Genomic DNA, 23,192 nt, shown 5'->3' with positions numbered 1-23,192 from the left:
CCTTCCGGGATTCTTTTGATCGTTTAAAATTAAATTGAGAAAGAAAAGAAATGAAATTGGGCAGGGAAGGATTCGCCGTTTCGCAATCTCGCGTCCTGCTCGATTTGGCTCCACGGCGTCCGCCTCGCGCACTTCGCCATCCATGGCTCGTGTCGCGTTTTTCGTTTCTTATGGAAACTCAAAACGCTTTCGCTCTTCGGCTTCGAATCCTTCCGGGATTCTTTTGATCGTTTAAAATTAAATTGAGAAAGAAAAGAAATGAAATTGGGCAGGGAAGGATTCGAACCTTCGAAGACATAGTCAGCAGATTTACAGTCTGCCCTCGTTGGCCACTTGAGTACCTACCCGGGGGAAAGCTGCCTATAGGAATCGAACCCACAACCGTCTGATTACAAATCAGATGCTCTACCAATTGAGCTAAGGCAGCAATTTACTATCGAAACCAGTATTTCGTACGGATCCCCTCGGTCAAATAAAAAACCTCAAGGAGAATCGAGGAATCCATCTTCGCACGGATCCATCCCGACCGTTTTTACCTTCTTTGTTCGTTTGTGATAGAAAAATGGTTTCGAACCGGATCCGTTTCCGTAGAATAGGCCGTCATGATTTTAACCCTTATCAATCTCGGTATGGCCTTGTCCGTTCTTTGTTTTTACACGGGTTATTACTTTCGATTCCGCAAAAACCGAATCCATCGTATCGTAAACTTGATCGGTGCAGCTTTCAATTTAACCACTGCGCTCAGTCTTCTGTTTGTCAAATACGTAGGCGGAGGTCTGGAAGCCGCGGGGATTCTTCCGAACGCGGATCGTTGGGTCATAGACACTCATCGAGCGTTTGCCGCGTTGGCCTTGGTTTTGATGCTTCTGATGGTGTGGTCCGGAATCTTCCGAAAAAAAGAATTCCACAGAAAACTACACTATATTTTTCTTCCTCTATACACTGTGATTTTCCTTTCCGGTTTGGTTCTGTTTCGCTCGGCGAACTGACCTTGTTTCGGCACCTCCCGCGAGGTTGGAAAAAGACAATTCATTCACTTAGGAAAAATATGAACGAGATCAAAGAACTCAAGAGTTTCGCAAACGAACTCAGAAAGAGCGTTATCCGTATGGTTACCGCAGCAAACTCCGGTCACCCGGGCGGACCTCTGGGACTTGCCGATATCTACGCCGTTTTATATAAGAAAATTCTAAACCATAAACCCTCCGATCCGGATTGGGAAGAACGCGATCGATTGATTCTCTCCAACGGTCACGTTTGCGCGATCCGTTACGCGGCGATGGCACACTCCGGTTATTTCCCCGTGGAAGAACTTCTTACCTTTCGTAAACTTACGAGTAAACTTCAAGGTCATCCTTCGACGCGTTATATGAAGGGAATCGAAAGTTCTTCCGGTTCTTTGGGACAAGGCCTTTCCGTTTCCGTCGGTCTTGCGCTCGGAGCTAGATTCAAAAAACAGAATCATAAGATCTACACTTGTATTTCCGACGGAGAATGCGGTGAAGGTATGACTTGGGAAGCCGCTCAATCCGCCGCTCATTACAAGTTGGACAACTTGATCGCGTTTATGGATAAAAACGGAATTCAGATCGACGGTTTCACCAAAGACGTGATGAATCTGGAACCCCTGAATCAGAAATTTCTTTCCTTCGGTTGGAACGTTTTGGAAGCGGACGGTCACGATATCGAACAGATCGTTTCCGCATTCGAAAAAGCGAAATTACACAAGGGTTCGCCGACGATCATTCTTTTTAACACCGTTCTCGGGAAGGGAGTTTCCTTTATGGAAAACAATCCCGGATGGCACGGAACTCCTCCAAAACCGGAGGAGGAAAAAAAGGCTCTCGAAGAACTTTCGGCTCTTTCCTAATCGAGCATTACCTTCTCCGGAGTTTCTTTCGGAGGAGGTTTTTATTTTTTCCATCGTTTCACGAAACCTGTTTTCAAATATTCGGCGCTTTTACGCGACGGCCGTAAGACATAGTAACTTATCGATCGCATTTTATTTTTTCAACTCCCGATTTTCAATCCTAATTGACCTATTTCGTTTTTAGGAAAATTATATTGTTTATGCCATCATCCGATTCTTATTTCGATTCTCTTTCCTTTCCTCCCGCTAAGCTCGAAGAAAAGTTTTATCAGCTCGAATTCGCCGGTTCGGAGGAAAAAATCCAAGTGATCCGCGAGATCGCGGATATGGTTCCCTGGCAATTCCGCATCAGCGAATTCGTAGAAGAGTTTAAGGACCCGACTTTGCGGGTTTTTGCGCGTTCCATTTCCTCCATTATCCATTTGGAGCGTATTAACGCGCGTTATATGATTCTCGCCGGAAAGGGGCACGTGAACGATTATGCCGATTTGGAGGAAGCCGTTTTTCTTCTTTCCAGCGTCGGAGATCCGGACGCGTCGTATCACGATTTTAAGATATACTTGGACCGTCTCGCTTTGCGGGTGGAAGAACTCTGTGATCTCAATCCGGAATACGTCTCCGAGGAATTGAAGGTTCATTTTCTTACCAGGGTCCTTTCCGCGGAGGAGAACTTTCAGGGAAACAACGATCAATACGACGATCCGAATAATTCCTTCGTCACAAGAATCGTTCATACGAGAAGGGGGATTCCCATCTCCTTATCCGCTATTTATCTGCTCGTCGGACAAAGGCTTTCTCTTCCGTTGTACGGGGTAAATATGCCGCTTCATTTTCTACTGCATTTCGATTCTCCCGATTACGAAACCTTTATCGATCCGTTTCACGGCGGTGTTTTGTTGGACAAGTCCACTTGTATCCGTTTTTTGGAGGCGAACAGTTTTACTCCCAGCGAGCGATATTTTACGCGTGCCAGCACACTTTCCATTATTAAAAGGATGTATCGAAATCTGATTCATATCTACCGAAAGGAACAATTTCGGGATATGGAGGATATTCTCGCCAGACAACTTTTGATTCTCGAAAACAAACTCAAAGCCTGAGCGATTCTCTGTGAGTTCTGCTTGAGCCTGTACCGTTATTTTCCATACTGGCCCCACGGGAAGGTGCAGTGAAGGCGTCTGTACTCAAAGATTCTTTAGTTCGTAAGTTCGATAAAAAGCTGGAAGCGATCATCCGCGAGGATCTGAAAATTCTCGTCGAAATCAAATCCTATACGATCCGCTCCGGCGGAAAACGGATTCGTCCCATCCTTCATTATTGTCTCTGTCAACTTTTAGGATATCAAGGCAAACGGTGGCTCGACGTGGGGGCCATCGCGGAACTGATCCACGCGGCCAGCCTTTTGCACGACGACGTCGTGGACGAGGCGGAAACGAGACGCGGTCTGCAAAGTGTGGGCTCCAAGTTCGGAAATAAAACCGCGATCCTCGCGGGGGACTATCTTCTCGCGTGCGGAATCGATCATCTCAACGGTCTCGGTTATCCGAGTTTGATGGATCTGTTCACGCAGGTGATCAAGGATCTTTCCGTTTCCGAATTGATCCAGATGGAATGGGAGAAAAACCCGAAAATCACATTAGAGATTTATAATAGAGTTGTTTACGGTAAAACCGCCTCGCTTTTCGGAGCGGTCGCTTCCGCGGCGGGAGTTCTCGCGGAATCTTCGGACAAGGACCGTAAAAAGTTGGGACAATTCGGCGTCGAACTCGGTTCCTTTTTTCAGAAAAAGGACGACGCGATCGACTATTTTTCCCCTGCGAGCAAAAGCGGTAAGGTGCCTCTCAAGGATTTCCACAACGGATTGTATACGTATCCGATTCTACTGCTTTTGGAAAAGGCGGACAAGAACGACAAAAAACTCGTTCATTCCCTTTTCGAAAAAACGGAACGTTCTCCCGGAGACGGCGTCGTAATTCTCAGTCTTCTTTCCCGATATCAGATCCGCGAACAGATGGACGCGGAATTCAGAAGGATCGCTGAGAACTTAATGAAATTCTTAAATAGCTTTCCTGAATCGTCCATTCGGTCGCTTTTGAAGGAACAAATCCTGAAACTTCTGGAAGAGTGAAGTGATCCACGTATGTTCCAAACGTTCGAAAGGAACGTCACGTATTTCGTGTCACTGGGTCGTCGAGCCGCCCGGAATTACGTTCGGAGAATTGCAATTGATACTTCCCGTGATCGTCACCGAAGTTCCGGTCGCGGACGCGGTGGATACGCAGGTCTGATTGTCCTGAGTGAAACATTGTTGTGTGGTCGTGACGGAAGTACAATTCACGTTGTCGGAAGTATAACACTGGTTGAGAATTCCCGTACTCGTGGAGCTGGTGAGCAGTTTTCCCGTTAGGGAAAGATCGATCTCCATATATTGAAGCGTTTGTTGTTGGGCGCCGCCGCTGCTGCCCGGATATACCGGAATTCCGGACGCACCCCATTCCACCTTTCCGACGTTACCCGTTACCGTTTTACCGAACGTTCCTCCGGAATAACTGAAACCTTGTTGCGGATCCACGGAACCCTGGTATTGGCTGGAGTCGAACTAAAACCGAAGGACCAAGGATTCTCCCGTGTCTTTCATGATCAATTGACTCGTTACCGTATAACGCGTGCTTGTCGATCCCCCGCCTGTGGTAGGTGTTCCCGTTGTACCCCCCGTCGTTCCCGTGCTGGTGCCGGTCGTTCCGGGGACTGCAACTCCGCAAGAGGAAATTTTTTCCGAATCGACTTCTCCGTTGATGAAGATGACGTCTCCGTTGCTCAGAAGAACCTTGAGATCCACTTTGTTCTGATCCTTTTGGTTGGCACAATTTGCAAACGATAAAATGCAGACGATAAAAACAAGAGCGCGTTTCATATATTTCCTTGAAGAACGTATTCTCATTCTGGTCGATCGTACGATCCGGTCAAGAATGATTTAGGGTTTTTCCTCTTTTCGATTTGAACCCTTTCTCTTAAAGATCGTTCCGAAGAGGGGTGTTTCTAAAACAAAAATTGAAAGAATGTTTTGACAGATCCGATCGTCTCCGATGAAATCCGGGCGATGGAAAACAAATCCGACTCGGTCGATTACCAACCGGGAATTTTAGAACGTTGGGGAATTCGCGTTCTTTCCGATTTATCACAAAGAGACAAAACGTCCCTCGGAAAATGGACCAAAGAAGAATTCGGGTCCTCTTCGCGGAAGATCATCGCTTGGACCGTGTTCTGGGCGTTTCAGACCGGTCTGTGGACCACGTTGTTCATTCTTCTCGTTGAAAAATTATTTCCGGAATCTCCCGAACTTTGGTCCTCCGTTTTTTTCGAAAAATGGTTTTGGACCGGTGCCGCGCTGTTGGTCGGAACCTTCGTCGAATTTTATCTTTTGTATAAACTGGGTCTTTCCTCGGTTTACAAATTGACTCGTACCGCGGGTTTCGATCTGAAAGAGGATCCGGATTTGATCACTGGGATCAGTAATCTTCTTTCCAGATTGGCTTTGGAGATTCCGGACCCAGATCTTAAACTTCTGGGAATCGATCCGTATCGTCTCACGAACAAACGAAGTCTTTTTATTACGACTCTTCTGTATAAGGCCAAAGTTTTTCTTTCCAATGTGGTCGCAAAGATCGTGATCCGGAAATTGTTGGCGCGCAACTCGTTTCGGGTTTACGCGGATTTCGTGGCTGCCCCAGTGACCGCTTTTTGGGACGCAATCGTACTTTATATTATTCTAAAGGAGTTGCGGACCCGTCTTCTGACGAGGGCGATTTCTGAGAATCTGGTCGGAGAAATCCTGGAGATTCAGGATTCCCTCGGAAGAGATGCGAAAATAGCCTGTATGACCGCGGTCGGTAATTCGGTAGTGTTCACGCAGAGGTTTCATCCGAATCTGGAATTCATTCTCATCAAACTGCATAAGGCGTTCCGGATCGAAAACTACCATTTCCGTTTGGACGAATGGGAATCCCTGGAACTGCTTCTTCCCGCTTTGAACGATTCGGAAAAAGAACTTTGTCTAAAAATTTTAAGCGTAACCTGTTGTTTCGATGGTAAAATTTCCTCCTTCGAAAAAAAACATCTTCCCCTCGTTTTCGGTCAACGATCCGAAGATCGGCTGCGTTGGATGGAACGTCTCGCCTCCGCGATTCGTAATGGGGATTTGGATGAAGCGAAGGAGTTATCCTCGTTGAAGATTCGGTAACGGTATTAAAATGCAATCGGCGGTCCTATGGTTCGAATCTCTTTTCCGATCGATTCCGCTTCCTCTTCTGGAAGTGTGGGGGAGGTTCGGCTTTATCGTCGGACTCGTTTTGATGGTCGCGGCGTACGGAGGCTTTACGTTTCGCCCCGGAGGTCGTTGGGGTTTGGGAAGGGAACGTCAGTCTTGGGACACACAGGCTTTGATGAGCGTTCCGTTCACGTTCGTTCTGATTTTTATCACGGGTTATCTGGGTTCGTTCGCGGTTTTGGTTCCGGGCGCACAAACGTTCGAATCCCTGAAGGATCTTTCCGTTTTTCTGTGCATCGTCCTTTTCGGTTATCCCGCTTTGATAGCGGTGCCTTTCGCGTACGGACTTTCGGATTTGATCGAAGGAGTTCCTCCGTTATTTTTGTACGATTGGATCCTCGGGTATTTTATAAATCCTGCATGTTTTTGGGTCGCTTATCAATTGATCGGAAGGGATCCGGATTTTCGGAAGATCAAAACCTGGCCTCGTTATCTCGTTTTCGTTTTCGTCTTTATGACGATCGAACCGCAACTCTGGGGTTTTATCTGTTCCGATAAATTCACGCCTTCCATTTCGTATCGAAACATAACACCGGCTCTTTTTTTTACGACGTCGCTCACTTGGTTGATCGCTCCTTTGGCGATGTCGATCGCTTATCCGGCGGCGAAACGATACGGGATGTTTTGGGCGGATATTCCGGGTCACGTTAAGGAATTTTATCTGAGTTATAAGGAACGGGTTTGGAACGGAGCCTCCCAGGGAGAAGGAAACCCGCAGGGTTTGCCGATCCGCATGTTTCTCGTTACTCCGTTTATCTTACTCGTTTTGGTGATGGTCGGTGTGACAGCGTATCTCAATCTTCAAAGTTCGGAACAGGCCGCGGACAAATTGGCGGGAAGGCTTCATCAGGAAATTTCCGAAAACATCAATCTTCGGTTGGATTCGTATCTGGAAAAAAATTCGGATCCGAAGGTTGTTTCCCGTTTTCAAGGTATGATTCCTCTGCTTGCCTCGCTCGGTATCGCCGAACACGGACACGCTCTAATCATCGACCGTTTCGGAAATCAGATCGCCTCCTCCGAGTCTCAGAGTGTTTCCACGAACGAATCGAACTTGAAAGAGGATTCGGTCGCGGAACAGGCGGTCCGAAATCTCAAACAAACGTTAGGCGATCTTCGTTCCCTTAGGACCGCGATCCAATTCGATTTCGACGTTGTCACCGAAAAACCTTTGTCGAGGGAAACCTGGCTTACGCAGGCCACTCCGTATCAGGACAACAGCGGAAACATCGATTGGATCGTGATCACCTCCATTCCCGCTTCGTATTATCTGGAAGGAGTTCGTACGGGAAGCAGCCGTTCCGCGATGGTGTTTGCGGTGGCTTTGACGGTTTCACTTCTGATCGCCGCTTTTCTTGCGGGAATCGTAACGGCTCCGATCCGAAGAATTTCGGACGCAAGCGGAGCAATGGCGCGCGGAGATCTTTCCCAAAGGGTTCCAGGTAGTCGTTTGGAGGAGCTGGGAATCCTGTCCGCTTCGTTCAACCATATGGTTGAACAATTGCAGGAATCCTTCCGTAGGACGAAAGCCAGCGAGGAACGATTCCGCGACCTCGTGGACACGACGCCAGGGATCGTTTGGGAAGCGAACGCGTCCACTTTCGATTTTACCTTCGTAAGTCAGCAGGTAGTGGACGTTCTCGGTTATTCCGTGGAGGAATGGAAGACGCCCGGTTTTTGGAGTTCGCATCTTCATCCTGACGATCGAGAATGGGCCATGAATTACTGCATCACATATACGGGCAGAATGGAAGCGCACGACTTCGAATATCGTTTTATCGGCAAAGGCGGAGACGTCGTTTGGCTTAGGGATCTGGTTAAGGTGATCGTCCAAGACGGAAAACCCAAATGGTTACGCGGTGTGATGGTGGACGTCACCGAAAAAAAACAGATCGAAGCTACGATCCTGGATCTGAACGCGAATCTGGAACGGAAAATCGATCAACGAACGGAGGAATTGCGTAAGTCGAATTCCGATCTTCAGGAAGCGGTTCACAATCTCGAAACGATCATGAAGGAGTTGAAGGATGCGCAGAACCAACTTTTGCTTTCCGAAAAACTCGCGGCCTTGGGTCAACTCGCCGCGGGGATGACGCACGAACTCAACACGCCGCTCGGAGCGATCGTCTCCTCCAACCGAGCGATCTTGGAAATTCTTTCCAAGGAGATGAAATCGATTCCACATCTGATTTCTGGTTTTAATTCAGATGAGACGGAAAGTTTCCGGATTCTTCTCGAAGAAAGTCTGAACGACGCTTCTCAGTCGGAGATCATTCCCAACCGAACCTTGAAAAAGGATTTGCTCGCGGCGTTTCAGGAATACGGTTTCGAAAATCACGAGGAAGTGACGGACGCGGTTTTGGATTCGGGCGTTTATCGTTTGGGAGATCGTCTTCGCGATTTGCTTCGTTCCGATCGGAGAACGGACATTCTCAACGTCGTTCTTTCCTTTTCCACGATCGTTCGTTTGAGCAACGTTATCTCCATCGCAAGCGGTAAGGCTTCACACGTAGTCGATGCTCTGAAAAATTATCTCAATCCAGGCGGACGAGATTCGGACGATACGATCCTTCCCGTGGACGTCCGTTCCGAGATAGAAACAATATTAACTTTGTATCATACGAAAATCAAATACGGAGTCGAAATAGTCACCGATTACAAAACGGAAGAACTTTGTCTCGGCAACGGAAACAAACTCAATCAGGTCTGGATCAATCTTCTCAACAACGCTTTACAATCGATGAATTATCAGGGGAGAATCGAAATCGGTCTTGAAAAAAGGGATTCGTGGATTATAACGTCGTTTACCGATTCGGGAGGCGGGATTCCCGAAGAGGTGAAGGATAAGATTTTTTTACCTTTTTTCACGACTAAAAAACAAGGAGAAGGAATCGGTTTGGGGCTGGACATCTGTAAGAATATCGTCGAAAAGATGGGCGGTAGGATAGAGTTCGAAAGCGTTCCGGGAAGAACCAAATTCAGCGTTTGGTTGAAGGCGGCAAAGCGAGAAAACGAGGGAGTCACATGAAACACGACGCCATATTATGCGTGGACGACGAGCCGATCATTCTGATCGCGTTGAAACAGGAATTAAAAAAACAATTCGGGAACGAGTTTCAATACGAAACGGCGGTTAACGCAAAGGAGGCGATGGAGGCAGTGGACGAACTGGCCGTTTCGGGTGTGAAGGTGATTCTTATTCTTTCGGATTGGCGTATGCCCGGCATAAAAGGGGATGAGTTTTTGATCCAGGTTCATCGAAAATATCCGGAGATTCGATCCATTCTGATCACGGGACACGTGGACGAGGACGCAGTGGAACGGGTTAAAAAAGAAGCGGGGACGTATGCGGTTCTTCCCAAACCGTGGGATCCGAAACAACTCATGGATGCGGTCCGGGTTTGTTGCGCTAAAAGTTGAACACGGACCGTAACACAACGTACGCTCACATAGGTTCTTAATTTTCATTTACCGGTCGGCGCATCCGGAAAAATCTGTAACTAATAGAGGATCCGTTCCTTTATAAGGAAAATCTAATGAAAGTTCATCGATACGATTCGATTCCCGAAGTGAAAGACATCGGGGACGGGATCTTCAAGACGGAAATTCCGCAGCCTTTTTATTCTCCCAATAACATCTATATACTTCCGGACGGGGAGCCAACGATCATCGATTCCGGTTACATCGAAAATCTCGGGCTTTTGCAAAAGGCGCTTAAGAAAATCGGCCTTTCCCTCGGCAAGATCAAACACATCATTTACACGCACAATCATCTGGATCATATGAGCGCCGCTCTGACGCTTCGTTATTATACGGACGCGAAGTTGTACGCGATGGCGGGTATGGCCGCGGGGATCGACAATTACGTCGAATTCGTCCAGGTCTTTCAAAGAGCGATGAGAAGGCTCGTCTACAAAGGGCATCACGACAACGCGGTGCGAGCCGAGGAATTAAAACGAGTGGATACTGGAATATTCGAATTTCATGATGCTCTAAACAACTCCGAGCGCGTCGATCCTTATCTCAATTTCGACGTGGAGCTCGTGGAAGGCGACGTGATCGTGGCCGGCGGTCGCGAAATCGGGATTCTACATACTCCTGGGCATAACCGCTGGCACCTGACTCCGTATATTCTCGGGGAAAAGATCTATTTTACCGGGGATCTCGTTTTGCAGAACATCTCCTCCATCTACGCCGAGATAGACGGTAATCTTTACGATTACCACCGGTCCCTGGATCGTCTTTCCAAACTTCCCATTCGGAGGTTGTTGCCGGCGCACGGAGGCGAACCGGAAGATCCGCAGAGAGCCATCAAACTCCTTTCGAAGACGTTGAATCTTTTGGAACGCGGCGTGGTTCGTCGTCTTAAGGAAGGGGATCAGGATCTTTCCACTTTGGTTTTGGAGGCGATGGGGGAAAAGGTGGCGAACAGCGGTTACTATAACACCGCTTTGGCGATAATCCATTCCTTGATCCGGAAACTCATCGATCAGGGGCAGGTCGGGGTTCTGGAAGTGGATCCTCCGTACGAAAAATACCGCTGGATAGGCGGAGAATGACCGTTTAGGGGAATCCGCTTCGGAACGGTTTATTATTTTAATAATTTATTAATTTTTAATATTCTAATGTTTTATCGTTCCGAAAAACGTTCCGGTTCGGGGATGACTTCCCCGTAAAACGGCGTTTCCTTGATTTTGAGGTTGTAACCCTTGACGAAAAGTATCTCGAGATTGACCGTGTCTTCCCTGTTATAACTCTCCAGAGTTTTGAGCGCGTCGGAGTCGTCGTATTCGACGTATTGCCTCCAGAGTTTTACTGCGTCCAGTCCGGTGATTGCGGCCTCTTCGGGTCTTTGGATTCCGAGCGCCTTTTCGCATCCTTTTAATCCGCCTTTGATTCCCAGGGAACGGAGCAGATACATGACGTCCACGTGGTTGTTGCCGAAACGCAGGTTGAATTCCCTTTCCAAAAACGGAACGTCGAACGCGATCCCGTTGTACGAAACGAAAACGTGGTCGGGCCGGATTCGATCCAGAAAAAAATCCAGATTGGAACCTCTGACAAAAGATTCGTATTTTTTTCCGTCGAAGGTGCCGATCATCGTAGTTCTGTCGTCGTCCCCCAAACCGGTGGTTTCGATATCGAGATACAGAAGTTTTTCCCGAATCGCGGGAAATAATCTCCAGTGATGTTTCGAGGAAAACACGTGGAAGAAATAGAAAAAATTTCCGCGTTCCAACTCTTTTTTAGAAAATTCTAATGCGTCTAAGATAAGATTTTTCGTCGGAATCGATTCCTTAATTATGAAATCCCTGAGATCCTTCCAATCGTAAACCCCCCGTTCCCAAAGCCTTTTTTCCTCCGAAGAATCGATTCCCGGAAGATGACAAAACGTGTGTTCGAGCATCAAAATTCCTTTCCGTTTCCGAATCCCGTCCAAAACGAAATCGAAAGTACGAAAACGCAGAAGATCCATACGGGAAGGTTTCCCATCTCCGTGTAAACGGTGTTATGCGGAACATTCAGATCGATCGTAAACGTACGAATCCCGGTTTCGTGAAAACCGATCGGAGATACGATCGCAATTCCGCGTTGGTCCCAAACCTCGGTTATTCCCGATACGGTGGAACGGATCAAGGGCAGGCCGGTTTCTATCGCACGGATACGGACGGTTCCCGAATGTTGATGCGCTTCGAGTTCGGAATCGAACCAGGAATCGTTGGTGAGATTGATCATGATTTCGGGTTTCGGATCCTTAGGAAAATAATCCAGAACGAGTTCGGGAAACATGGCCTCGTAACAGAGCAATGGAAGTATGGAATACGAATATTCTAATTTTCTAATTTTATCGGCTACGGACTTCGGGGAAGAAAACACCGGACGTAGTCGTGACGGTTCCGGAAATCCTTCCACAGCTTCGTTCGGGACCTTCCTTTTTCTGTTGTCTCCGATCAGTTTGGATCCTAAGAGAAGTTTTGCGTTTTCTCCAGGAACGTAACGGGAAGTTTCCCGAAAGACGGATCTTAAAAAGGGAATCGCTGATTCGAACGGGAGATATTCTCCGAAAGCCAGAAGACGCCGTTTATCATAACGTTCGAAAGTTCCGTATGCGTGACGAAAAAGAGTGATCTGATTCCTAAGTTTTCCTTCGTCCATATTGAGCTCGTTGAATAATACGTCCGCTCCCGTTTTTTCGGAAAGATACAGTACTAGCGCCTCCATGGTCGAGGAATAGATGCCTTCTCCGCGGTTTTCCTCCGAGTCCAACGTCCCGTGGAACGGAATGGAGGACTCTGGAAGGACGACTAACGTGGGAGGTTGTTCCGAAGACAAGGCGCCCCGTAAGGAAAGGGAAAGTACTTTACTCATGGTATTCGAAAGGAAGGTTTCGTCCGCTTGAAGTTCCTTGGTTCCGGGAGACGTGTCCGGTTGAATCACAACCACGGAAATGTTTTTCGTATTCTCCATGTTCGTCGGTCCGAATCCGTATCCGATCCTATATAACCCGAAACCGTAGACAAAAACGACGAGGATCCAGGCGAAAACTGAAATTTTAAATTCCCTGGAGCCTCTTTTTTTGAAGTTGAGTAGGAAGGTCGCCGTTGCGGACGTTAGGAACAGACACAAAAAGGAAAGTCCGTAAACTCCGATCAAGGAAGCGGATTGTTCCAAGACGATCGATCCCGAAAGTAGATTGCCCCAATACAAAGGAAATATCTGATACGCGACTAGATCGGCCAAGGTTCCGGCGGCGGGAAACAACAATAGAAGTTTAGGATCGGATGCGGAACTTATTTTCGCCGTTCTAAACAGGAAATAAAACGGCACGAATTTCAAATGGGAAACGATTCCGTATATTATAAAAATTGAAACCGATGCCGACGGTCCGACTCCCGCGATTCTGGAAACGGCGCCCGGAATCCACCAGAAGGTAGTGTAGTTCAGGATTTGGGATAAGACCAATAGCCAGAGCGCCGCTTTGAACGGGGACGTCCTGTTCAATGATAGGAAAAGTAAAAGACAAGACGAGCCTGAAAAGATGCCGGCGCTCAGGAAGGAATACGGAGAAAGTGCGAAAAGGGTTCCCAATCCGACTCCGACACAGAGGGAAAGTCGATATACGGAAGAGTCTTTCTGAAAAAAAGAATCGAACATCAGTTTTGCTGTTTTTTAATCTCTTCCTCGTATTTGAGTCTTCTTGAATATTCCTCCGCTTCTTCCGGTCCGAGATTCCGGATACGGATTTCCATAAGCGCTTTTTCCCGAGCTTCTCCCTTAACGTTCGAATTTTTTCGGATCCATTCCGCTTCTTCGTTTTGGGACGACTTCTCTTTTTTTTCCCGCTCCTCGATTTCTCTGTAGACGGCGTCGATACGATCGGCTCCGTCTTTGCCGAAATATTTCTCCCGTATGGAGCGCGTTTTTCCGGTTTTATCGGATAGATTCATTTTTTCTAATTCTTTTTCCCTAAGAAACATTTCGGTTTCGTAGGTGTTGAATTTGGGCTCTCGTTTTTGGAGAGTATTGTAATATTGTCCGTAGACGTTTTTACGGAATTCTTCGTAACGTTCCATACGTTTGTCTCCGCTCAGAGTTTCCGTTTCCTTTAAAAAACCTCCGAGCGAATCGCGGAAACTCTCCTCGGCTTCCTCCATTCCGAATACAAGTTTCGCGTCGTTTTCGGAAAAATATTCACGCCGTTTTTTTTTCACTAGTTCGTATTTTTCCGCCCGACTCAGTTTTTCGGGAAGTTCGTATTCACGCATTACGGTTTCGTATTTTAGATATCCTGAAAATAGTTTCATCAGATATTCGGCGTCTTTGCCCGAGTAATGATCCGCTATAAAAGCCCGGATGATCTCGTTACATTGTTCGAAACCCGAGTTTTCCGGACATTGTCTGCGCAACGCCCAGAGTTCCGAAACGAGATTGACCTCGCCCGTGGAAGCGAATCGTATCAGTTCGTCGAAGGAAAGCCAGTCGCCGTTTTCGTCGAAGATTCTGCGGGAAGTATCTACGACCGCCTGGTTGAGGACCCATTCTCCCGATTCGGATCTTTGTAACGTGAATTCCGCGTCCGAATCGACGGAAGAGCCTTGGGAACCAGAGCTCGGGTTGAAAAAAACGAACCATATCAAAACGATCAATGTCGCGGCGATCAGGCCTACGAGAACCGGGAACGTGACTCTTTCCTTTAACGATTTCATGGACCTGTGATTTTTAGAAAAAACTTTCTCCGTGCAAACCTTTTTTGTTTTTTCCGAAAAGCGTTCCGATAGGAAATGACAAAGTAGTGCAACAGAAAAGACCGATTCTGTATTATCCCGAAGGGACTTCCCACGCGGAAAAAATTTTCGCTCATTTCGAAAAAATCGAAGTACGAAGTTACGCGCCTGATTCTATCTCGAATCTAATTTCCGAAAAACCGGAGATTTTGATCGCGAACACGAGATTGAAAGTGGATGAGAACGCGGTGCGAACCTTCCCTTCCGTCAGAATTTTTGCTACCGTTAGTTCGGGAACCGATCACGTGGATTTCAACTCGCTCAAAAACAACGGCCGCGTATTTTTGAACGCACCCGGTTGCAACGCCGGTTCGGTCGCGGAATATTGTTACGTTTCGCTTATACGCAGATTTTCGTTAAGCGAATTGAAGAATATGAAGGTCGGGATGATCGGTCACGGAAATACTGGAAAAGCATTTCATAAAATTCTAAAGTCAAAGGGAATTTCCTCCGTGTTTTACGATCCGTTTTACAAGGCGGAATCCTCTCCGTTGGAGGAGGTTCTCCGCTCTTCCGTTCTGAGTTATCACGTTCCATTGACCAGGGAAGGTGCGGATTCTACCTACCGAATGATCGGTGAAAAATTGATCTCGTCCTTGAAACCGGGAACCGCTCTGATCAACACGAGTCGGGGGGAGATTTTTTCTCCGGAGGCCTTTTCGCTTTTGTTGGGGAGAAACGATCTTTACAAAGTCATAGACGTGTTCGATCCCGAACCTCCTTCGGTCGAATCCGGATCTCGTCTGGCCGAGGTTCCCGATTCCGTATTTACGCCGCATATTGCGGGTTACAGTCAGATAGGTAGGGCTAGCGGTACGTATCGTGTGGCCGAAAAACTTTCCATCCTTTATAAGGAACGTCCTTTGCCTCCTTTGGATTCCTTTTTGTTAAACGAAGGCGGCTTTCGCACGGAAACGTTTTTAACCGAGGAGGACGCAGCCCTTCGCTCCGCTTGGAAAAAGGGGGACGCGGGTTATTTCGAAAGGAGAAGGAATTCCTACCCGATACGTCTGGATATAGGTTTAGTATAGTAGGATATTTTAATTTACTTGGGTGGAATTATCCTGCGTGCCCCAAGGAATGAACTGTTCCCCTTTGGCCGGTTGGCAGACCGGACAGAAAAAGGAATCGTAGCCGAGCACGTTGGCCCTGCGGATCGTCGTTCCGCATACGGGACAAGGTTCGTTTTTTCGGTTTCTTACTTTTACGTGATCTCTGACCTTGACGTCGAGGGGGGCGTTTTTTGCCCTTATATATTCGATCGAATCCGCGATTACTTTTTTGATACTCTCGTAGAGGAAGGTTTTTTCCCCGAGGGATAGTCGGTTGCAGGGAGTTTTAGGGTGGAGCTTCGCCGCGAATAACGCTTCATCCGCATAAGCGTTTCCTAATACGCTCAATTTGCTTTGATCCATCAAAAAAGCGCGGATCTGCTGACGCGATTTTTCGATCGTTTTTAGAAACGCCGCAAGGGTAAATTCTTCGGAAAGAAGATCGATCCCCTGTTCTTCGTATTTAGGGATCCGACCGAGTTCCCCTTCGTTTAGAAAATAAACCTTTCCCATCCTGGTATCGTCCGCGTAGTTGAGGACCGGTCCTTCGGTGACGATCCTGACGCAGAGATCCTTTTTTTTGTATTTAGGATCCAGAGAAAAACGGCCGGACAACATGGGATGAATTACTATATTCATTTTTTCGAATATGAAATTCAAAAAAGGTCCGCGTCTTTCCAGTGACAACAGAGGTAATTCCTTGTAAACTTCGTCCGGGGTCGCGCCGATCAGGTTGCGGACGACGATCGGATCCACGATTTCGATGGAACGTATTTTCTGGCCTAACAATTCGGGAGACAATCGGTCCCGCAAAATCGCCAAATCGGGTAGTTCGGGCATGGAGCGATTGAATCCGTTTTTTTCCTTTCGTCAAGAAGGATGTTCGTTCGAAGCGGGTCCGAATTTTGTATATCGGAGCGGCGTTTTATATCGGGCCGGACGAGTCTTGCAGAATTCCCTTACGGATTCCGTAACGTTCGCACAGTTCCTTCGTTTTTATCGAAAGTGCATTTTTGTAATACGCGGGCATCTCGCATCCGCCCGAGAAGAATTTCCGATATTTTTCCAAAAGATGGGGGTAGTTTTTTTCGACCGCTTGAAAGACCTCGCTTTTGCCGTCGGACGGTCCGTAACCGAAAAGGGTAAGCGTAGCGGGGAAAATATACGATACTCCGATTTCTCCGAATGTACGGAATATCGTCTCCAGATTTTCCCCCGTGTCGCTGATATGCGGTAGAAGAGGCATCAAACTTACGCCCGAACAAAGTCCCCGTTTTAAGGTTTCGCATAACGCGGCGAGACGTCTGCTCGGTGGAACCGCTCCTGGTTCGAAAATCCTCGCGACCCGGTCGTCCAAAGTGGAAAACGAAAACGTAATAAACGATTTTCTAATTAATTTTCCTTCCAAATCCTCCGGTAGGATGGCGGCGGATTCTATTTCGCTTATCAAATCCAAATCCCTCAGGACGAGATCCGATTTCGTTAGTACGTGTACGGGGAATCTGTGTTTTAGGATCGTTTGCAAAAGTTCCCGAGTCAGTCCGCGTTCCTCTTCGAAGGAAAGATAAGGATCGGTCGCGGAGGAAAGCGCGATGATTCCGTATTGTTTTTTGGCCGCCCGATTTTTCAACTGCCGATCCAAGACTTCGACCGCGTTTTGCTTTACGGAAAATTTATCTTCGACGTTATAACCGTATTTGCTGCCGGCCACGTAACAGTAAAGACAGTGGAAGGTGCATCCGCTGTACGGATTGACCGTATAATCGTCCAAAAACCAAGGATCACGCCGTTTGGTTTTGTTAAGGACGCTTTGGATTTGGACGTTTCGAGGCATATTTGACCGATTTTCCGAGTCCGATACGGATCTTATTCTTAAAGTAAACGTTTACCGATAGATCGTCTTCCAGCCGATCCGAAATTTTTCGCACAAGATCCGGATGGAATTTCGCGATCGTTTTGATTCCCCATCCTATACCTTTTTTGGTGTGGAAATCCGTCGCATTCAATTTTTCTAATAGAAGATAAAACAAAGTCTCCACGTGTTTTTTTTCCAATCCCTTTTTAACTGCGTAGTGGGAGGCGACGCCGACCGAACGTACGATCCATCCGTTTTCGTGATTGAGATATTTTTTAAGGATGGGAATGGTCCGCTCGGGATAAAAGAGAAGGGAATGTCCGAAAACCCTCTCCCCTACGATGTCGCATACGTACCATTCGTCACCGGAAATCATCAGTTCGCCGGCTTTGGCGAGCGCTTCTTCGAAACCGCTTTCCAGATCGAGCTGCAACATCATACCCGCGATCACGTACCCGCCCATGTGGCGCAGCCTGCCGATTTCTTCGAGGAGATCGTTTCGTCTTTCCGCTGTTAGGCGGGAATGTATTTCGAGGGCCGCGAATTCGAGCAGAGGGAACCTCGTCTTTTTTAAAAGTAGTTCGGATTCCACCTTTGCGAGGAAGTCCCTTTCCGAATCGCAGCTCGCCCAAAGTTCGGAAAGGATCGTTTTGATTTCTTTTTTGGAGTTGATGGAATCCATAAACGACTCGCGACCGAGGTTCTAAACGTTTTTCTCAAACGGACTTTTGAGCGGTGCTTGTCAACGAAGTTTAGCCGATTTTCAAAAATTGGGAATGAAAACCTCTAAAATCGGATTGACTTTCGGTTTAGGATGTGTGTAATAGCATATATGTAGATACACATGTGTAATTGCATGCATTGTATCAGGGAGACGTTTATGCTTTCTACTTTCGATCTTCGCGAATTTTCGCCGTCCGGTCTTTACCGAATCCGATTTCAGGATTGTGATCCTTTCGGTCATCTGAATAACGCGCGTTATATGGACTATTTTTTGGAGGCGAGGGAGGATCACCTCCGGGATTTTTACGGTTTCGATCTTTTTGAACACGCTTCGAAAGAAGGTAAGTCCTGGGTCGTTACAAGAACGCAGGTCGCTTATCTTGAGCCTGCGAAACAAAGCGATCTAGTACGGATTACGACCCGTTTGACTTCCCGAACCGAAGGTTCGATCCGTAACGAGGATCTGATGTACGACCAAACCGGAAAACGTTTGAAGGCGATGCTTTGGATCGATTTCGCCTACGTGGATTTGGGAAGGGGAAGGCCGACCCGTCACGGTGAGGATCTGATGCGGTTTTTCGATTCTGTTCTTTATCGTGATGCCGGCTCCGAAAACGGAAATTTTGAGGAGCGCGTTCGCGAGATGAAACGTACCTTGGCTCCGGGAACACAAGCGCTTCCCGTCTAATCGTTTGGGAGAATTTTTATGGCAGCGAAAACGGATCGTACAATTTCCAAAAAGTCTTCCGGCAAAGAATCTCCGGTTCCGACCAAAGAGGAATTGCTGACGGTGGGTTTGGGTTGTCTAAACTTCAATTTGAAACGGGCTTCCCGAGCCGTATCCAACTATTACGATCACGTTTTGGATCGGGTCGGATTAACTTCCCAACGTTTCAACGTTTTGATGACGTTGGGAACTTCCGAGGGAATGGAACTCGCTCCTATGGCAAACCTTTTGGTTTTGGATCGGACCACTCTTTTAAGGAATTTGGAACCTCTCGAATCCCTGGGTTATATAGAGGACGTTCCTTCCGACAACAAACGCGCGAGAAAAGTGGCGTTGACCGCAGCGGGTTGGGAAGCGCTCAGGGCTGCGTATCCCGTTTGGAAGGAAGCGCACGACAAGGTTGTTCAAAATCTAGGCGGCGCGGAATGGAAGGCTCTCGTTAAAGGTCTTAGGACTGTCGCCAAAAAGAAAATATTCGAATAATATTAAATTATAATATTTTAATGTATAGTCTTATTTCAGCCATTTTAGGATTACTTTGGTGAAATCGGCCTGGACGGCGGGTTTACTTACGTAGTCGTCCATTCCCGCTTCTATACACTTTTCCCGTTCTCCCGATACGATTCCCGCCGTTAAGGCGATGATCGGAACCCTTTTTCGTTCCGTTTCCTGATTTCGTATCGCTTTCGTCGCCTCGTATCCGTTCATATCCGGCATTTGAACGTCCATAAAAATCAGGTCCGGGGTAAAACTCCGGTTTTTTTCGACGCCTTCCATTCCGTTCGGTGCTTCCAGTATCTTTGCGGCGGGTAAAATTCTCTTCACGATACTTTTGGTCAAAAGCATATTGACCGGGTTGTCCTCGACGATGAGTATTCGGACGGGCTTTTCGAAAGAAGGAGCCTCGTTCGAGAAAACCCGTTTCGTTTTTTCGGAGGAAGGTTCGCGGACCAATCGATTTCTCCCCAAAAGATCGTAGAGTTGACGTATATAGATCGGTTTGACGATCACTTCCCGAATGCCGAGCGCGTTGGATTCCTCTATGAGAGCGGAATCGTCCGAAGCGCTGCTCAATAATATCACCGGCTGTTCGTTCTCCGATAGATTCAATTTTTTGCGTACGATTTTTACGGTTTCCAATCCGTCGAGATTCGGCATGTGATAATCCATCAATATGAGATCGTATCTTTTCCCGGACCCGAGTTTTTCCACCGCTTCCGTTCCGCTTTTCGCGAGTTCGTATGGGATCGATCTAAGAGCCAACATCTCTTGGAGAATTTGTCGGTTGTTGTCGTTGTCGTCCACTACGAGCACGTTTTTTATTTCCGAAAGTCCGCTCCAATCCGCGTTCGATTCCTCTCCGTTTTCCAGAACTTCCAAGGTAAGATCGAAATAGAAGGTGCTTCCCTTTCCGAGAACACTTTCCAGTTGCAATTTACTCCCCATCATCGCCAACAACTGATTGGAGATCGTCAAACCCAATCCGGTTCCTCCGAACCGCCTCGTCGTGGACGCGTCTTCCTGCGAGAACGCATCGAAGATTTTTTTCCGATTTTCCAACGCGATTCCGATGCCGGTATCGCGTACGGAAAAACGTAAAAAGGCGGCGTGATCCGTTTTCCTTTGCCGTGTTTCGATTTTGAATTCGATCTCACCTTCGCCCGTAAACTTGACCGCATTGCTGAGCAGATTTACGAGAATCTGCTTGAGACGCACGCTGTCCGTGTTGACGTATTTCGGAACCGTCGGAGATATGTTGACCAATACCTCCAAGTTTTTCTGATGAGCCTGGAATTTTATCGTGTTTATTATCTGACTTCCCAATTCCAATACGTCCGTCATTTCGTAGGACAGTTCCAGCTTTCCGGCTTCTATTTTAGAAAAATCTAATATATCATTGATGATGTCCAGTAAGGATCCGGCGGATTGATATACGGTCTGCATGTATTGATATTGCGTGGAGTCCAGGTTTGTTCTTAGGAGAAGGTCGGTGAAGCCGATGATTCCGTTGAGGGGAGTCCTGATTTCATGACTCATATTTGCGAGGAATTCGGATTTAGCCGTGCTGGCGCGTTCCGCTATCAGTTTGGATTTTTTCATTTCCTCCCTTTGAAGACAACTTTCTGTGATGTCCTGCGTGAACATCATTACTCCGCCTATCGATCCGTCGATTTGATACCAAGGTCGCACTTCCCAGCGGAGATATTGATCGTTTTCCCAGCCCGCCGGCCTCCAAACGTCCTCTTCGTTTTTGACAACCTCCCCGGAAAGGCATCTTTTGTGGATCTCCTTCCATTCGTTCGATATATTCGGAAAAACTTCGTAATGCGAAATTCCTAATACGTTTTTTCCCGTTAGGTGATACTCCATCACCCACCTTTGGCTATAAGCGATATATCGCAATTCGGTATCGAACATGGCGACGGCGGCTGGCGCGTGTTCGACGAAAGCCAGTAAACGGGAGCGTTCCTTAAAAAGCGCGATCTCGGTTTTTTTTCGTTCGTCTATGTCGTAGATGGCGCCGTAGATCCGCGTACAAACTCCGTTTTCGAACTCCGCGTCCGCCACGGATCTTACCCAGAGTTCGTTTCCTTTTGCGGTGACTAGTTGCATCTCCACGTCGTAAGGAATTCCGCTTTGAATCAGGTCTTCGAGCGCCTTTCGAATTTTATTCCTACTTTCGCCTTCCTTGATGAATTCGAGTCCTTTGTTCATATCGGGAATAAAATCCGGACCTACTTCGTGCATCTCTTTGGTCACCGCCGACCAAGTGCCCACGCCCTTTTTGAAATCCATATCCCAAGCGCCGATTCGCACGAGTTTACTCGTTTGTTCCAAAAGTCCTTTCGCTCGAATCAATTCCGTTTCGAAGGTTTTACTTTCGGTGATGTCGTGAGTCAGGATCATCACGGAATAATCGGGAAGGTTCAAGGGAATCGCGGTGACTTTCGTCCATGTAATCGAATCGTCCTCCTTTTGAATTCCCACGACAACGTCTTTGACCAGCCGATTCTTTTCACGCGCCAAATGACTGGGAAGTTCTTCCGGGGCGAATCGGGTTCCGTCCGATCGAAAGTATATTCTATTTTTATAAAGTCCTTTCTTTAGTCCTTCCGGGTTTATGGAGAGGATCCGCTCCAACATGGGGTTGGTTTTCACCACGTTGTGTTCGTGATCTAAAAGAGTGACTCCTACCGGAAGAGCTTCGAAGAGCATGTTTAATTCCACTTCGTTTTTTCTGAGTTGTTCGGTAGTTTCCCGGACCGAAGTGATGTCGTTTACGATCACATAGAATCCTTCCACGATTCCGTTGCGTATATCCGGAATATAATTTCCCAAAACGTAGAGAAAGTCGGAGCCGTTCGCGAGAGGAAGTTTTCGTTCGAATTTCTGTTCCTTTCCCCGGAGAACTCCTTCCAAGGCGGGAATGTTCTGTTGATACAACGTCTCTCCGATGACTTCGCGGATGTGTTTTCCTTTCACGTTGCTCGGATCTATTCCGAACCAATTCAAATAGATGTGATTCGCGAAACGGTTGATTAGATTCTTGTCCCAGTAGCCGATCGCGGAAGGAAGGCTGTCGAGAAGCGCGCGTAGATGTATCTCCGAATCGTCTTCGAAAGAAGAATCCGTGACGTCCGATACGGCTCCCAATACGAATGCCGGTTTACCGTTTCCGAACGGCAAAAGTTTCAACTTGTTGCGTACGGTTACGGAGGATCGATCTTTCCGATAAAAGGAAAGATTCATCTCCTGCGATCCGCCTCGGAGGACGAACTCGTTTAAAAGGGCCGTCACTTGAGGAGTGGGGATCCGATCGAATTCGAAGAATGATTCCCGCTCCCGTTTTTCGAAACCGAGCAGCTTCAGGAAGTTTCGGTTACACCAGAAATTTTTTTCCGATCCCGGATCGAAGATCCAAAATCCTTCCATCGCTTCGTTTTGTAGCCAGAAATATATTTCCCGATCGGATCGGATTCGCTCGTGTATTTCTGTTTCGAAACTGCCGGTCATGTTTTTTCCTGGAATAGCCCGCCTTCGGAAACGGCTCAAGAATTTAACGAAAATTTCCCGGGCTCGGCGAAAATAAAACTTTCGAGGGTGGTACATACGACGGTTCGATTCCGCGAAATCGATCTCTAAAATTCCTTGCGTCGAGTTTCCCATCGATACGTTTTCTTTTGGTTTCTTTTTGTTTTTTTTATGTCAAAATAATACGACAAGGAACGGTTGGGTCGCGTCGTTCCGAAAATTTTATGCGGTCCCTGTTTGCGACTTAGTTCTCATATTGTGAAAGATTCAAAAAAAGAAATATTCTAAAAATAGAATCCTTTGTTTGAGAGACGTCGTCGA

General features: G+C 47.3%; 18 protein-coding genes, 2 tRNA genes and 1 pseudogene. 11 read left to right on the top strand and 10 right to left on the bottom strand.

Annotated features, from left to right (window positions below; genetic code table 11):
• Positions 1 to 265: 265 nt before the first annotated feature.
• Together EHQ17_RS00420 and EHQ17_RS00415 are read right to left on the bottom strand one after the other, a co-directional pair.
• Positions 266 to 347, bottom strand: a tRNA-Tyr gene (locus EHQ17_RS00420).
• Positions 348 to 354: 7 nt separating this feature from the next.
• Positions 355 to 427: transfer RNA gene (locus EHQ17_RS00415), tRNA-Thr, on the bottom strand.
• Positions 428 to 602: 175 nt separating this feature from the next.
• Between EHQ17_RS00415 and EHQ17_RS00410 the strand changes: the two genes are divergently transcribed.
• The 4 genes from EHQ17_RS00410 (at position 603) to EHQ17_RS00395 (ending at position 3,998) form a co-directional block, all read left to right on the top strand.
• Positions 603 to 989 carry a hypothetical protein gene (locus tag EHQ17_RS00410; RefSeq protein ID WP_135595692.1) on the top strand — a complete coding sequence of 129 codons (387 nt, stop codon included), beginning with the start codon at positions 603 to 605 and terminating at the stop codon, positions 987 to 989.
• 59 nt (positions 990 to 1,048) lie between these two features.
• Positions 1,049 to 1,870 (top strand): transketolase, encoded by an 822-nt coding sequence (locus EHQ17_RS00405; RefSeq protein WP_135595691.1) that lies wholly within the window; start codon positions 1,049 to 1,051, stop codon positions 1,868 to 1,870.
• A 200-nt stretch (positions 1,871 to 2,070) separates the two neighbouring features.
• Positions 2,071 to 2,970, top strand: a complete 900-nt coding sequence (locus EHQ17_RS00400; protein ID WP_135595690.1) for a transglutaminase-like domain-containing protein — start codon at positions 2,071 to 2,073, stop codon at positions 2,968 to 2,970.
• A 68-nt stretch (positions 2,971 to 3,038) separates the two neighbouring features.
• Positions 3,039 to 3,998: a polyprenyl synthetase family protein gene (locus tag EHQ17_RS00395; RefSeq protein WP_135595689.1), complete on the top strand. Its 960-nt coding sequence runs from the start codon at positions 3,039 to 3,041 to the stop codon at positions 3,996 to 3,998.
• A gap of 51 nt (positions 3,999 to 4,049) precedes the next feature.
• On the opposite strand, the pseudogene EHQ17_RS00390 reads toward EHQ17_RS00395, so the two are convergent.
• Positions 4,050 to 4,784 (bottom strand): annotated as a pseudogene (locus tag EHQ17_RS00390) (LIC10920 family plasminogen-binding lipoprotein).
• A 150-nt stretch (positions 4,785 to 4,934) separates the two neighbouring features.
• On the opposite strand from EHQ17_RS00390, the gene EHQ17_RS00385 reads away from it, so the two are divergent.
• From EHQ17_RS00385 to EHQ17_RS00370, 4 genes are all read left to right on the top strand, one after another.
• Positions 4,935 to 6,110 carry an LBF_2804 family protein gene (locus tag EHQ17_RS00385; RefSeq protein ID WP_246057292.1) on the top strand — a complete coding sequence of 392 codons (1,176 nt, stop codon included), beginning with the start codon at positions 4,935 to 4,937 and terminating at the stop codon, positions 6,108 to 6,110.
• Positions 6,111 to 6,120: 10 nt separating this feature from the next.
• Positions 6,121 to 9,225: a HAMP domain-containing sensor histidine kinase gene (locus EHQ17_RS00380; RefSeq protein ID WP_135595687.1), complete on the top strand. Its 3,105-nt coding sequence runs from the start codon at positions 6,121 to 6,123 to the stop codon at positions 9,223 to 9,225.
• Positions 9,222 to 9,617, top strand: coding sequence for a response regulator (locus tag EHQ17_RS00375; RefSeq protein ID WP_135595686.1), 396 nt, complete (start codon positions 9,222 to 9,224; stop codon positions 9,615 to 9,617). Before EHQ17_RS00380 ends, EHQ17_RS00375 begins: the two co-directional genes overlap by 4 nt.
• A gap of 116 nt (positions 9,618 to 9,733) precedes the next feature.
• Positions 9,734 to 10,756, top strand: coding sequence for an MBL fold metallo-hydrolase (locus tag EHQ17_RS00370; RefSeq protein ID WP_135595685.1), 1,023 nt, complete (start codon positions 9,734 to 9,736; stop codon positions 10,754 to 10,756).
• Between the two features lie 71 nt (positions 10,757 to 10,827).
• On the opposite strand, the gene EHQ17_RS00365 is transcribed toward EHQ17_RS00370, so the two are convergent.
• From EHQ17_RS00365 to EHQ17_RS00355, 3 genes are read right to left on the bottom strand one after another with little or no spacing between them, the layout of a single operon-like run.
• A complete protein-coding gene (locus EHQ17_RS00365) occupies positions 10,828 to 11,604 on the bottom strand; it encodes a ribonuclease H-like domain-containing protein (protein WP_135595730.1) in 777 nt (258 codons plus the stop codon).
• Positions 11,604 to 13,352 carry an apolipoprotein N-acyltransferase gene (locus EHQ17_RS00360; RefSeq protein ID WP_135595684.1) on the bottom strand — a complete coding sequence of 583 codons (1,749 nt, stop codon included), beginning with the start codon at positions 13,350 to 13,352 and terminating at the stop codon, positions 11,604 to 11,606. Before EHQ17_RS00360 ends, EHQ17_RS00365 begins: the two co-directional genes overlap by 1 nt.
• Entirely contained in the window at positions 13,352 to 14,404 is a 1,053-nt protein-coding gene (locus EHQ17_RS00355; RefSeq protein ID WP_135595683.1) for a lipase secretion chaperone, read from the bottom strand. Before EHQ17_RS00355 ends, EHQ17_RS00360 begins: the two co-directional genes overlap by 1 nt.
• A gap of 86 nt (positions 14,405 to 14,490) precedes the next feature.
• Between EHQ17_RS00355 and EHQ17_RS00350 the strand changes: the two genes are divergently transcribed.
• The gene (locus EHQ17_RS00350) at positions 14,491 to 15,513 is read left to right on the top strand and encodes an NAD(P)-dependent oxidoreductase (RefSeq protein WP_135595682.1); all 1,023 of its coding nucleotides are present in this window, start codon (positions 14,491 to 14,493) and stop codon (positions 15,511 to 15,513) included.
• Positions 15,514 to 15,522: 9 nt separating this feature from the next.
• Here EHQ17_RS00350 and EHQ17_RS00345 read toward each other — a convergent pair whose 3' ends face one another.
• The 3 genes from EHQ17_RS00345 to EHQ17_RS00335 form a co-directional block, all read right to left on the bottom strand.
• Entirely contained in the window at positions 15,523 to 16,374 is an 852-nt protein-coding gene (locus EHQ17_RS00345) for an Fpg/Nei family DNA glycosylase (RefSeq protein ID WP_135595681.1), read from the bottom strand.
• Positions 16,375 to 16,459: 85 nt separating this feature from the next.
• Positions 16,460 to 17,368, bottom strand: coding sequence for an SPL family radical SAM protein (locus EHQ17_RS00340; protein ID WP_135595680.1), 909 nt, complete (start codon positions 17,366 to 17,368; stop codon positions 16,460 to 16,462).
• Complete coding sequence (locus EHQ17_RS00335; RefSeq protein ID WP_135595679.1) at positions 17,334 to 18,071, bottom strand: DNA alkylation repair protein; 738 nt, start codon at positions 18,069 to 18,071, stop codon at positions 17,334 to 17,336. The genes EHQ17_RS00340 and EHQ17_RS00335 overlap by 35 nt, the downstream gene beginning before the upstream one ends.
• Positions 18,072 to 18,269: 198 nt before the next feature.
• Between EHQ17_RS00335 and EHQ17_RS00330 the strand changes: the two genes are divergently transcribed.
• Positions 18,270 to 18,800, top strand: coding sequence for an acyl-CoA thioesterase (locus tag EHQ17_RS00330; RefSeq protein WP_135595678.1), 531 nt, complete (start codon positions 18,270 to 18,272; stop codon positions 18,798 to 18,800).
• A gap of 18 nt (positions 18,801 to 18,818) precedes the next feature.
• The gene (locus EHQ17_RS00325) at positions 18,819 to 19,322 is read left to right on the top strand and encodes a MarR family winged helix-turn-helix transcriptional regulator (protein WP_135595677.1); all 504 of its coding nucleotides are present in this window, start codon (positions 18,819 to 18,821) and stop codon (positions 19,320 to 19,322) included.
• Between the two features lie 30 nt (positions 19,323 to 19,352).
• Here EHQ17_RS00325 and EHQ17_RS00320 read toward each other — a convergent pair whose 3' ends face one another.
• Positions 19,353 to 22,853: a response regulator gene (locus EHQ17_RS00320; protein ID WP_135595676.1), complete on the bottom strand. Its 3,501-nt coding sequence runs from the start codon at positions 22,851 to 22,853 to the stop codon at positions 19,353 to 19,355.
• Positions 22,854 to 23,192: the final 339 nt, after the last annotated feature.

It is taken from the genome of Leptospira gomenensis (genome assembly GCF_004770155.1).
Lineage (GTDB): Bacteria > Spirochaetota > Leptospiria > Leptospirales > Leptospiraceae > Leptospira > Leptospira gomenensis.
Note: the sequence above shows the minus strand (reverse complement) of the source record. Positions and strands in the feature narration are given on the sequence as shown.

Excerpts from the sequence above, each read along its gene's own strand:
- EHQ17_RS00370 (WP_135595685.1), top strand. The coding sequence starts at position 9,734 with ATGAAAGTTCATCGATACGATTCGATTCCCGAAGTGAAAGACATCGGG.
- EHQ17_RS00355 (WP_135595683.1), bottom strand. The coding sequence starts at position 14,404 with ATGAAATCGTTAAAGGAAAGAGTCACGTTCCCGGTTCTCGTAGGCCTG.
- EHQ17_RS00400 (WP_135595690.1), top strand. The coding sequence starts at position 2,071 with ATGCCATCATCCGATTCTTATTTCGATTCTCTTTCCTTTCCTCCCGCT.
- EHQ17_RS00405 (WP_135595691.1), top strand. The coding sequence starts at position 1,049 with ATGAACGAGATCAAAGAACTCAAGAGTTTCGCAAACGAACTCAGAAAG.
- EHQ17_RS00330 (WP_135595678.1), top strand. The coding sequence starts at position 18,270 with ATGCTTTCTACTTTCGATCTTCGCGAATTTTCGCCGTCCGGTCTTTAC.
- EHQ17_RS00410 (WP_135595692.1), top strand. The coding sequence starts at position 603 with ATGATTTTAACCCTTATCAATCTCGGTATGGCCTTGTCCGTTCTTTGT.
- EHQ17_RS00320 (WP_135595676.1), bottom strand. The coding sequence starts at position 22,853 with ATGACCGGCAGTTTCGAAACAGAAATACACGAGCGAATCCGATCCGAT.
- EHQ17_RS00360 (WP_135595684.1), bottom strand. The coding sequence starts at position 13,352 with ATGTTCGATTCTTTTTTTCAGAAAGACTCTTCCGTATATCGACTTTCC.
- EHQ17_RS00375 (WP_135595686.1), top strand. The coding sequence starts at position 9,222 with ATGAAACACGACGCCATATTATGCGTGGACGACGAGCCGATCATTCTG.
- EHQ17_RS00365 (WP_135595730.1), bottom strand. The coding sequence starts at position 11,604 with ATGCTCGAACACACGTTTTGTCATCTTCCGGGAATCGATTCTTCGGAG.
- EHQ17_RS00380 (WP_135595687.1), top strand. The coding sequence starts at position 6,121 with ATGCAATCGGCGGTCCTATGGTTCGAATCTCTTTTCCGATCGATTCCG.
- EHQ17_RS00340 (WP_135595680.1), bottom strand. The coding sequence starts at position 17,368 with ATGCCTCGAAACGTCCAAATCCAAAGCGTCCTTAACAAAACCAAACGG.
- EHQ17_RS00345 (WP_135595681.1), bottom strand. The coding sequence starts at position 16,374 with ATGCCCGAACTACCCGATTTGGCGATTTTGCGGGACCGATTGTCTCCC.
- EHQ17_RS00335 (WP_135595679.1), bottom strand. The coding sequence starts at position 18,071 with ATGGATTCCATCAACTCCAAAAAAGAAATCAAAACGATCCTTTCCGAA.
- EHQ17_RS00325 (WP_135595677.1), top strand. The coding sequence starts at position 18,819 with ATGGCAGCGAAAACGGATCGTACAATTTCCAAAAAGTCTTCCGGCAAA.